This is a genomic window from Fundidesulfovibrio putealis DSM 16056 (genome assembly GCF_000429325.1).
Taxonomy (GTDB): Bacteria; Desulfobacterota; Desulfovibrionia; order Desulfovibrionales; family Desulfovibrionaceae; genus Fundidesulfovibrio; species Fundidesulfovibrio putealis.
Window position 1 is genome coordinate 244,269 of the sequence record NZ_KE386886.1, and the last position, 9,357, is coordinate 253,625.

Genomic DNA, 9,357 nt, shown 5'->3' on the forward strand with positions numbered 1-9,357 from the left:
GGCGCACGTGAGCCGGAAACAACTGGATTTGGCGCTTCTCGGCCTGGCAGCCGTGGTGAGCTTCGCCCTGCCGCTGGCCATCGAGAGCCCGACGTATTTGCAGATCCTCATTCTGCTGTTCTTCTACGCCTACCTCACCACATCCTGGAACCTGGTGGGCGGCTTCGCGGGCGTGTTGCCCCTCGGACACTCGGTGTTCGTGGGCATCGGAGCCTACACCTCCACCATCTTGAGCCTCCAGTACGGCATCTCGCCCTGGATCGGCATGCTGGTGGGCGGGGCGCTGGCCGCGCTGGTGGGCGTCATGATCGGCAAACCCACCTTCCGCATGCGCGGGGCCTACTTCGCCCTGTGCACCATCGCCTTCGCCGAGGGCATCCGGGTGATGATCGAGAACCTCGACGCCATCGGCCCCTTCAAGCTGAACGGACCACGGGGACTCCTGATCCCCCTCAAGGGCGACTCTTTCTGGAACTACCAGTTCATGCACAAGGAGCCCTACTACTACATCATCCTGTTCATGCTGATCCTGGTGCTGGCGCTGACCTGGTTCATCTCCAAGTCGCGCATGGGCTACTACCTCGCCGCAGGCGGCGACGAGCCCGAGGCGGCCCAGGCCCTGGGCGTCAACGTGGCCCGCTACAAGCTGATCGCCATGGCCATGAGCAGCTTCCTCACGGCGCTGGCCGGGACCTTCTACGCCCAGCTCATGCTCTACTTCTACCCCAAGGGGCTCATGGGCCTGGACCTGTCCTTCGAGATCGCCTTCATCGCCCTCATCGGCGGGCGCGGCACCATCGCCGGGCCGCTCATCGGCGCGCTTGCGCTTCGCCCGCTTAACGAGTTCACCCGCATTTATCTCAGCGACCAGCTGCCCGGCCTGCACCTGGTGATCTTCGGCCTGATCCTCATCATGGTCATGCTGTTCCAGCCAAAGGGGCTCACCCCGCCGCTGGCCAAGCTCTACGACCGGCTGGCCAACAGGATCACCGGGGACAAGGCTGCCGAAGGAGCGAGCAAATGAACATCCTGGAAGTCACCGGACTGACCAAGCACTTCGGCGGCCTGACCGCCATCCACGACCTGGACCTGCACATCGCAAAGGGCGAGATCCTGGGGCTCATCGGCCCCAACGGCGCGGGCAAGTCCACCATGTTCAACTGCGTGGCCGGGGTGTTCCCGCCCTCCACGGGCGACATCCGCTTCAAGGGCCAGAGCATCGCCGGGCAGAAACCCTGGGACCTGTGCCGCCTTGGCCTTGCGCGCACCTTCCAGATCGTGAAGCCCTTCGCCTCCAAGTCCGTGCTGTACAACGTGATGGTGGGGGCCTTCCTGCGCACCGGGTCCACCCGCAAGGCGCGCGACAAGGCCATGGAGGTGCTGACCACGCTCCAGTTGGACCACCGCGCGAACCAGCTCTCCAGCAACCTGACCATCGCCGACCGCAAGCGCCTGGAGATCGCCAAGGCTCTGGCCACGGACCCGGAGCTTTTGCTGCTGGACGAGGTGATGGCCGGGCTGCGCCCCACCGAGGTGGACGAGATGATCTCCATCATAAAGAAGCTGCGGGACTCGGGCGTCACCGTGTTCGTCATCGAGCACATCATGCGCGCGGTCATGGCCCTGTCGGACAGGGTGGTGGTCATCCACTTCGGCGAGAAGATCGCCGAGGGCAAGCCCGAAGACGTCACCAAGGACGAGAACGTCATCAGGGCCTATCTCGGGAGGGAATATGGCGCTGCTTAGCGTGGAGAACATAAACGTCGCCTACGGGGACGTGCAGATCATTCACGACCTCTCGCTCACGGTGAACGAGGGCGAGGTGGTGAGCATCATCGGCGGCAACGGCGCAGGCAAGTCCACGCTCCTGAAAACCCTCTCGGGGCTCCTCCAGCCCAGCAGCGGCGTGATCCGCTTCAAGGGCGAGGAGATCCAGACCTACCCGCCCGAGCGCATCGTGGACCGGGGCATCGTGCATGTTCCCGAGGGCAGAAGGCTCTTTTCGCTCATGAGCGTGGCCGACAACCTGGAGATCGGGGCCTACACCCTGCGCGCCCACAAGGTCCGCGACAAGACGCTGCGCAAGGTCTACGACCTCCTGCCCCGCCTGCGCGAGCGCCAGGAGCAGACCGCCATGACCCTCTCCGGCGGCGAGCAGCAGATGGTGGCCATCGGGCGCGGGCTCATGGCCCTGCCGGGGCTTCTGATGCTGGACGAGCCCTCGCTTGGCCTGGCGCCCATCCTGGTCAAATCCATCTTCGACACCCTGCGGGTGATCGCGGACACGGGCACCACGGTGCTCTTGGTGGAGCAGGACGTGAACCATTCGCTCAGCCTCTCGGACCGTGGCTACGTGCTGGAGCACGGCCGCGTGGCCCTGGAAGGCCCGGCCAAGGAGCTCATGGACAACAAACACATCAAATCCGCCTATCTGGGCATGTAGGGACCCCATGCACGGTTTCCACGGCAGAATACTCACTGTCGATGTGACGAATCGCACCTTCGCCATCGAACCCCTGGCCCCGGACGTTCCCGACACGGTGCTTGGCGGCAAGGGGCTGGCCACGCGCCTTCTCCTGGAGCGCAACCCCGCCGGGACCGACCCGCTCGGCCCCGAGAACCGGCTCATCTTCGCCACCGGTCCCCTGTGCGGCGGTGCGGCCTGGGGGGCCAGCCGCTACGGCGTGTTCACCAAGTCCCCCCAGACCGGCTTCTACGCCGAGTCCTACTCCGGCGGCCGCGCGCCCGAAGCCGTGGACTCCGCCGGGTTCGACGCCGTGGTGATCGAAGGGGCTTCGCAGACGCCCCTGGCCCTGACCATCCACCCGGACGGCTGCCTGTTCCATGACGCGTCCGCCCTGTGGGGCCTGGACGTGTACGCCGCCGAGGACGCGGCCCGCGAGGCCTTCGCCATCGACAAGCCGGGTTACGGCAAGCCGGGCGTCACGGTCATCGGGCCTGCGGGCGAGAATCTGGTGCGCTTCGCCATGATCGCCAACGACCGCTGGCGCTGCGCCGGGCGGGCTGGCGTGGGCGCGGTGCTCGGTTCCAAGAAGGTGAAGGCCGTGGTGTTCCAGGGCGACCGCAAGCGCGTGCCCTTCGATGCCAAGGGCCTGCGCGAGTACTCCGCCGCTTTCGCCAAGGCCGGGGTGCAGAACAAGGGCGTGCAGGCCTACAAGAGCCAGGGCACCACCATGATGGTGGCCCTCATGAACACGGCAGGGGCCTTCCCCGCCAAGTACTGGACCCAGGGCAGCTGCGAGCATTGGCCGAACCTCTCCGGCGAGACCTTCCACCGCGAGCATCAGGTGGAACCCCACGCCTGCCTGAAGTGCTTCATGGCCTGCGGGCGCATGGCCACGCTCAAGAAGGGTCGCCACGCCGGGCTCACGTTGGAAGGCCCGGAGTACGAGACCATCTACGCCTTCGGCGGGCTGTGCATGGTGGAGGACATGGGCGAGGTGGTTTATCTCAACGACCTCTGCGACCGCCTGGGCATGGACACCATCACCGCCGGCAACCTCTGCGCCTTCGCCATCGAGGCCGCATCGCGCGGCAAGGTGGACCTCGCCATCGGCTACAACGACGTGGACGCCATCGCCCGGCTGATCGAGGACATCGCGGCCCGGCGCGGCGTCGGGGAGATCCTGTCGCAGGGCATCGTCGCCGCCGCAAAAGCCTGGGGGCTGGAGGACCTGGCCGTGCACGTGAAGGGCATGGAGCCCGCCGGGTACGACCCGCGCGTGCTCAAGGGCATGGGCTTGGCCTACGCCACCTCCGACCGGGGGGCCTGCCACCTGCGCACCACCTTCTACAAGCCGGAACTGGCCGGATTCATCCCTGCCGACGCCATCGAAGGCAAGGCCGCCATGCTCATCGACTACGAGGACCGGCTGAACATCTTCGACACCCTTATCCTGTGCCGCTTCTTCCGGGACCTGTACACCTGGGAGGAGCTGGAAAAGGTGATCCATCTGGCCACGGGGCTCGACGCCTCCAAGGAGGCCCTGAAGCGCCGGGCGGCAACCGTGTCGGACATGACCCGCACCTTCAACCTGCGCGAGGGCCTGACCCCGGCGGATGACCGCCTGCCAAAGCGGCTGCACCGAGAGCCCCTGCCCGACGGCAGGGTGCTGACCGAGGAGGAGCTTACGTTCATGACCGGCGAATACTACAGGCTTCGCGGCTGGAGCCCGGAGGGACGCCCGCCCGGTTACGCCGGATAGGGCGCACGCCGACGCACGGACGGCCTGCGGGGACGCAACACGAGACGCCCGGCCCGTATCGCATGCGGGGCGGACATACGGCCTGAAACTCCATCAGCTAAGGAGCTGGATATGCTTGTGGGCGACTGGATGCTTCGCGATGTGGTCACCGTCACCGGGGACACCACCATGATTAAGGCCGGACGGATCATGCTTCAGCGCAACATCCGCCGCCTGCCCGTGGTGGACGCAACCGGACGCCTGAAGGGCATCGTCACCGAGCGCGACATCAAGGCGGCGTCGCCCTCCAAGGCCACGTCCCTGGACATCTACGAGATGACGCACCTGCTCTCCGAGATCAAGGTGCGAGACATCATGACCCCCGACCCCCTGCGCATCACCGCCGAGACCACCGTGGAGCGCGCCGCAGCCCTCATGCGCGACAACAAGGTGGGCGGCCTGCCCGTGGTCTACGGCGAGGACCGCGTGGTGGGCATCATCACCGACACGGACATCTTCCGCCTGTTCACCCTGGTGAGCGGCGTGGATCAGGGCGGCATCCAGCTGGCGGCCCGGCTCCCCGTGGACAAGGGCTGCCTGAAAAGCCTCATCGACGACCTTCGCTCACAGGACGCGCGCATCGTGAGCATCCTCTCCCACCTGGACACGGCGGACGAAACCATGCGCAACGTCTACATCCGCATCCGCCCCGTGACCGAGGCAGACGAATACCGCATCAAAAGCGCCATCAAAGCCAAGCATCACCTGCTGTACTGGGTCAAGGACTGATCGTCTGGATTGGAAAACGCGAATATGTTTTTCAAAGCATAATATTTTATTCTTTGTGCGAGCAATTTCAATCATGTAAGATCCGTCGATAGTGCGTCTTCAGGCGAATAAGAGCGTTTTCCGGGCGCTGCACAGAGTGATGCGCTGACAGCAGAACGCCAATGCAAGGAGTAGTTATGCGCCCAGACGATCTGAAACTCTGGAAGAACCATTGCTACATCGACGGCATGTGGAGCCCGGCCCTGAACGGCGAGACCATCGAGGTCACGGACCCGGCCACCGGCAGGACCCTGGGCACCGTCCCCAGGTGCGCCACAAAGGAAACCTCCGTGGCCGTCTCCTCCGCCGCCAGGGCCATGGCCGCCTGGAAGGCCCTCACCGCCCTGGAGCGGGGCAAATACCTGCACCGCATGCACGGGCTCATCATGGACAACCTGGATGAGCTGGCCGCCATCCTCACCCTGGAGCAGGGCAAGCCCCTGGCGGAGTCCAAAGGCGAGATCATTCAGGGCGCCTCGTACTTCCCCTGGTTCGCCGAGGAAGCCCGCCGCGCCTATGGCCAGGTGATCCCCACGCCCGACCCCGGTAAGCGCCCCATCACCATCCGCCAGCCCGTAGGCGTGGTGGGCATCATCACCCCCTGGAACTTCCCCTTCGCCATGATCCCGCGCAAGGCCGCCCCGGCCCTGGCCGCGGGATGCGCCGTGGTGATAAAGCCCGCCTCCCAGACGCCCTACTGCGCCCTGGCCATGGCCGCCCTGGCCGAGGAAGCGGGCGTCCCCCCCGGCGTGTTCAACGTGATCACCGGGGACTCCTCCAAGATCGGCGCGGAATTGACCGCAGACCCCAGGGTGCGCAAGCTGAGCTTCACCGGCTCCACCGCCGTGGGCAAGAAGCTCATGGCCCAGTGCGCCGCCACCATGAAGCGCCTGTCCCTGGAGCTTGGGGGCAACGCGCCGCTCATCGTGTTCGACGACGCGGACCTGGACCGCGCCGTGGACGGCGCACTCGGCTCCAAGTTCCGAAACTGCGGGCAGACCTGCATCTGCGCCAACCGCATCCTGGTGCAGGACGGCGTTCGCGACGAGTTCCTGCGCAGGCTGGCCGCCAAGGTGGAGATGCTCAGGGCAGGCAGCGGCCTGGAAGCGGGCGTGACCCAGGGGCCGCTCATCGACGAGGCTGCCGTGAACCACGTGGACGCCCTGGTGCGCGACGCCGTGGAAAAGGGCGCGAAAGTGCTGACCGGCGGCAAGCGCCACAAGCTCGGCGGGCTCTTCTACGAGCCCACGGTGCTCACGGACGTCACCCCGGCCATGCGCGTGTTCAAGGAGGAGATCTTCGGCCCCGTGGCTCCCGTGGTCGGATTCGCGTCGGAAAAGGAAGCCATCGCCCTGGCCAACGACACCGAGGTGGGCCTGGCCTCCTACGTGTTCACCCGTGACCTGGGGCGCACCTGGCGCATGAGCGAGACCCTGGAGTTCGGCATGGTGGGCGTGAACGAGGTGCTTCTGGCCATGGCCGAAGCCCCCTTCGGCGGCATCAAGGAGAGCGGCATGGGCCGCGAGGGCGGCGCCGAGGGCCTGATGGACTACATGGACACCAAGCTCATCGTGATGGGCGGGATAGACGGCTAGAGTTGCTTCCGGTGAAAAGGCGGGGCGGCCTGAACGATCAGGGACGCCCCGCCGTGTGTTGATTCAGGCTGCCGTCTGCTGCTTGTGGCGGGTGAACGCGAAGCCGATCAGGTTGGGCACGTCCAGGATCACCGAGACCCCGCCGTCGCCGTTCACCGTGGTCCCCGCGATGAACCGCACCCCGCCCAGCGCCTCGGACAGCGGCTTGATGACGGCCTGCTGCTGGCCCACCACCGCGTCCACGGCCAGTCCGACCCATTTCCCCTCCACGCCGGTCACCACGATGCGCTCATATCCCGGCTGCTGCCCCGGAACCTCAAGCAGGCCCCGGACGCTCACGCAGGGTATCAGCTCCCCCTTGTACTCCATGGAGCCAACCACCGGAGGCGCGCCTTCCAGGAAACGCTCCTGGCAGGCCTCAACGGCGGAGAGCGGCAGCACGAAGAACTCCGTGCCCACGCGCACCTGCAAGCCGTCGATGATGGCCAGGGTCAGGGGCAGCCGGATGGTGAGCCTGCACCCCAGGCCCGGGGTGCTCTCGATATCCACGGTCCCGCGCAGGCTCTCGATGTTCTTCTTCACCACGTCCATGCCCACCCCGCGCCCGGAGACGTTGGTGACGGCCTGGGCCGTGGAGAAGCCCGGAGCGAAGATCAGGTTCAGGATGTCCTTATCCGACGGCGTGTCCGTAGGCGCGAGGAGTCCTTTTTCCAGGGCCTTGGCCTTCACGCGCGCCACGTCGATGCCCTTGCCGTCGTCGGTTATGGTGATGAGGATGTTGCCGCCCGAGTGCGTGGCGTCCAGGGTGATGCTGCCCTTTTGCGGCTTGCCCGCCGCCGCGCGAGCCTCGGGGTCCTCGATGCCATGGTCGATGCTGTTGCGCAGGATGTGCACCAGGGGATCTTTCAGCTGGTCGATGACGTTCTTGTCCAGCTCGGTCTGCGCGCCCAGGCCGTAGAAGGCCACGTTCTTGCCCATGTTCTGGCAGAGGTCGCGCACCAGGCGGCGCATGGTGCCGTAGATGGACCCGATGGGCACCATGCGGATGCCCAAGGTGTGGTCGCGCATTTCGGAGGAGAGGCGTTGCAGGTCCTCGGCGATGGAGCGCAGGCCCGCGTCGCCGGAGGTTGCGGCCGCCTGGCTCAGGCGAGACTGCACGATGACCATCTCCCCCACCAGGTTGACCAGTGCGTCCAGCCGGGAGGAGTCCACCCTGATGCTGGCTGCGGCCTGGGTCTCGGCGACCTTCTCCTTGACCGGAGCCCGCTGGCTGACCTTCTCCGCGATCCAGACGGCGATCTCGTCGCGCAGCTCCACGAACGTCTTCTCCCCGCCCTCCTGCATCATCTTCAGGAACACCGGAACGTCTGAGCCTCTGATGGCTTCGGGGCGCACCTCGTCCATCTCCACGCCATGCTCGTCCTCCACGAAGATGAACACGTCGTGGATGGCGTCCAGGCCCTTGTCGCTGATGAGCAGGATGTCCCACCAGCCGGACACCATGACCGGGTCCAATGTCTCCAGGGAGGGAATCCCCTCGGCCCTGAAGACGCACCAGAGCCTGCCCAGGTCATTCAACTCGTCCACGAGCCGCAGGGGGTCGGTGCCGGACAGGAATGTGTTGGCCGCCGGGCGGTAGCGCAGCAGGTAAGTCTTTGCCGCCGCAGGGTTGAAGCGCCGCTTGTCCTGGCCCGGCTCCGGCTTGGCCGGGGCTGGGGAGTCCCCCTGAGGCGCTGCGCCCAGATACGGGCGCAGCCTAGCCAGGATCTCGTCGGAGGCCGCCACGTCGTCGGGTGAGGCCTCCGGAGACGAAAGCAGCTTGCCGATGTGGTCCTTGGCCGCGAGGGTAAGCCCCAGCAGCTCGCCGTCCAGCTCCAGCTCTCCCGCGCGGACCTTGTCGAAAACGGTCTCCACGTCGTGGGAGAAACGCGCCAGCTCGGTATAGCCGAACATGGCTCCGGAGCCTTTTATGGTGTGGATGTCGCGGAACACCTTGCCGATGCACTCCGCGTTGCCGGGGTCGTTCTCCAACTCCAGGAGCATCTGCTCCAGGTCCGCGAGCAGTTCCGCGGCCTCCTCCTTGAACAGGGTGGCGGCGTCCATGCTCATCGCGCGTCCTCCGTTTCCTGGGCCTCGTCCTTGTGGGCCAATCCTGCGAGTTCGGGCATGCCGCAGAAAGTGGCCTGCGTCGCAAGCGTCTCCGGCAGATTGTCCGGCAAGGTGAGCTGTACGCCCTTGGCTTTGCAGCTCAGGCGCAGGGCGTACAGCATCTGGCAGAACGTAAGATCGATTCCCGTCACTTCGCGGAGATCAACCTCGATGCTGCCGCCTGAATGCAACGCCTCGAGAAGCGTCGCCCGGATTTCCTCCGCGCGCGCAACGGTGCAGTCGCCTGAAAAGCTGAGTTGCACTGTGATGCCTCCTTGTTCTCGTTCGTCAACGGCGCACGGCTCATAGCCCGTGCCGCCGGGCGCCCCGGCCGCGACGGCAGAGGGCTATTCGGCTTCGTCCCTGCTGGCCAGTGCGCCGCTCAAATCGCCAAGCGCCAGGACTTCATAGGTTCCAAGGACCTGGGCTATGTCCAGGACGAGGATGAACCTGCCGTCCGCCTTGCCGATGCCGCGCAGGTAATCAGTCTTCACGGATACCCCCATTGCCGGAGGGGGGGCAATCGCTCCGGCCTCCATCTCGAGCACTTCCTTGACGGAGTCGGCGATGGCCCCGAGCAC

General features: G+C 66.0%; 8 protein-coding genes and 1 pseudogene. 6 read left to right on the forward strand and 3 right to left on the reverse strand.

Annotation, left to right across the window (positions count from 1 at the left end):
• The first annotated feature begins 7 nt into the window (after positions 1-7).
• The 6 genes from G453_RS0121235 to G453_RS0121260 all read left to right on the forward strand — a co-directional run bounded on the left by G453_RS0121235 (position 8) and on the right by G453_RS0121260 (position 6,628).
• Positions 8-1,024, forward strand: coding sequence for a branched-chain amino acid ABC transporter permease (locus tag G453_RS0121235; RefSeq protein ID WP_027192659.1), 1,017 nt, complete (start codon positions 8-10; stop codon positions 1,022-1,024).
• A complete protein-coding gene (locus G453_RS0121240; RefSeq protein WP_027192660.1) occupies positions 1,021-1,746 on the forward strand; it encodes an ABC transporter ATP-binding protein in 726 nt (241 codons plus the stop codon). The genes G453_RS0121235 and G453_RS0121240 overlap by 4 nt, the downstream gene beginning before the upstream one ends.
• On the forward strand, positions 1,733-2,443 hold the full coding sequence (locus tag G453_RS0121245; RefSeq protein ID WP_027192661.1) for an ABC transporter ATP-binding protein: 711 nt from the start codon (positions 1,733-1,735) through the stop codon (positions 2,441-2,443). Before G453_RS0121240 ends, G453_RS0121245 begins: the two co-directional genes overlap by 14 nt.
• A gap of 7 nt (positions 2,444-2,450) precedes the next feature.
• On the forward strand, positions 2,451-4,226 hold the full coding sequence (locus G453_RS0121250; protein ID WP_027192662.1) for an aldehyde ferredoxin oxidoreductase family protein: 1,776 nt from the start codon (positions 2,451-2,453) through the stop codon (positions 4,224-4,226).
• Positions 4,227-4,337: 111 nt separating this feature from the next.
• The gene (locus G453_RS0121255) at positions 4,338-4,994 is read left to right on the forward strand and encodes a CBS and ACT domain-containing protein (protein WP_027192663.1); all 657 of its coding nucleotides are present in this window, start codon (positions 4,338-4,340) and stop codon (positions 4,992-4,994) included.
• 176 nt (positions 4,995-5,170) lie between these two features.
• Positions 5,171-6,628, forward strand: coding sequence for an NAD-dependent succinate-semialdehyde dehydrogenase (locus G453_RS0121260; protein ID WP_027192664.1), 1,458 nt, complete (start codon positions 5,171-5,173; stop codon positions 6,626-6,628).
• Between the two features lie 63 nt (positions 6,629-6,691).
• Here G453_RS0121260 and G453_RS0121265 read toward each other — a convergent pair whose 3' ends face one another.
• The 3 genes and pseudogenes from G453_RS0121265 to G453_RS28950 form a co-directional block, all read right to left on the reverse strand.
• On the reverse strand, positions 6,692-8,737 hold the full coding sequence (locus G453_RS0121265) for a chemotaxis protein CheA (protein WP_027192665.1): 2,046 nt from the start codon (positions 8,735-8,737) through the stop codon (positions 6,692-6,694).
• Positions 8,734-9,048 (reverse strand): annotated as a pseudogene (locus G453_RS25735) (STAS domain-containing protein); the annotation flags it as partial. The pseudogene G453_RS25735 and the gene G453_RS0121265, both read right to left, overlap by 4 nt.
• Positions 9,049-9,123: 75 nt before the next feature.
• A partial coding sequence (locus tag G453_RS28950; protein ID WP_043647026.1) for a chemotaxis protein CheW occupies positions 9,124-9,357 on the reverse strand: 234 nt, incomplete at its 5' end.

Coding starts and splice junctions, on each gene's coding strand:
- G453_RS0121240 (WP_027192660.1), top strand. CDS start 1,021: ATGAACATCCTGGAAGTCACCGGACTGACCAAGCACTTCGGCGGCCTG.
- G453_RS0121245 (WP_027192661.1), top strand. CDS start 1,733: ATGGCGCTGCTTAGCGTGGAGAACATAAACGTCGCCTACGGGGACGTG.
- G453_RS0121250 (WP_027192662.1), top strand. CDS start 2,451: ATGCACGGTTTCCACGGCAGAATACTCACTGTCGATGTGACGAATCGC.
- G453_RS0121255 (WP_027192663.1), top strand. CDS start 4,338: ATGCTTGTGGGCGACTGGATGCTTCGCGATGTGGTCACCGTCACCGGG.
- G453_RS0121260 (WP_027192664.1), top strand. CDS start 5,171: ATGCGCCCAGACGATCTGAAACTCTGGAAGAACCATTGCTACATCGAC.
- G453_RS0121265 (WP_027192665.1), bottom strand. CDS start 8,737: ATGAGCATGGACGCCGCCACCCTGTTCAAGGAGGAGGCCGCGGAACTG.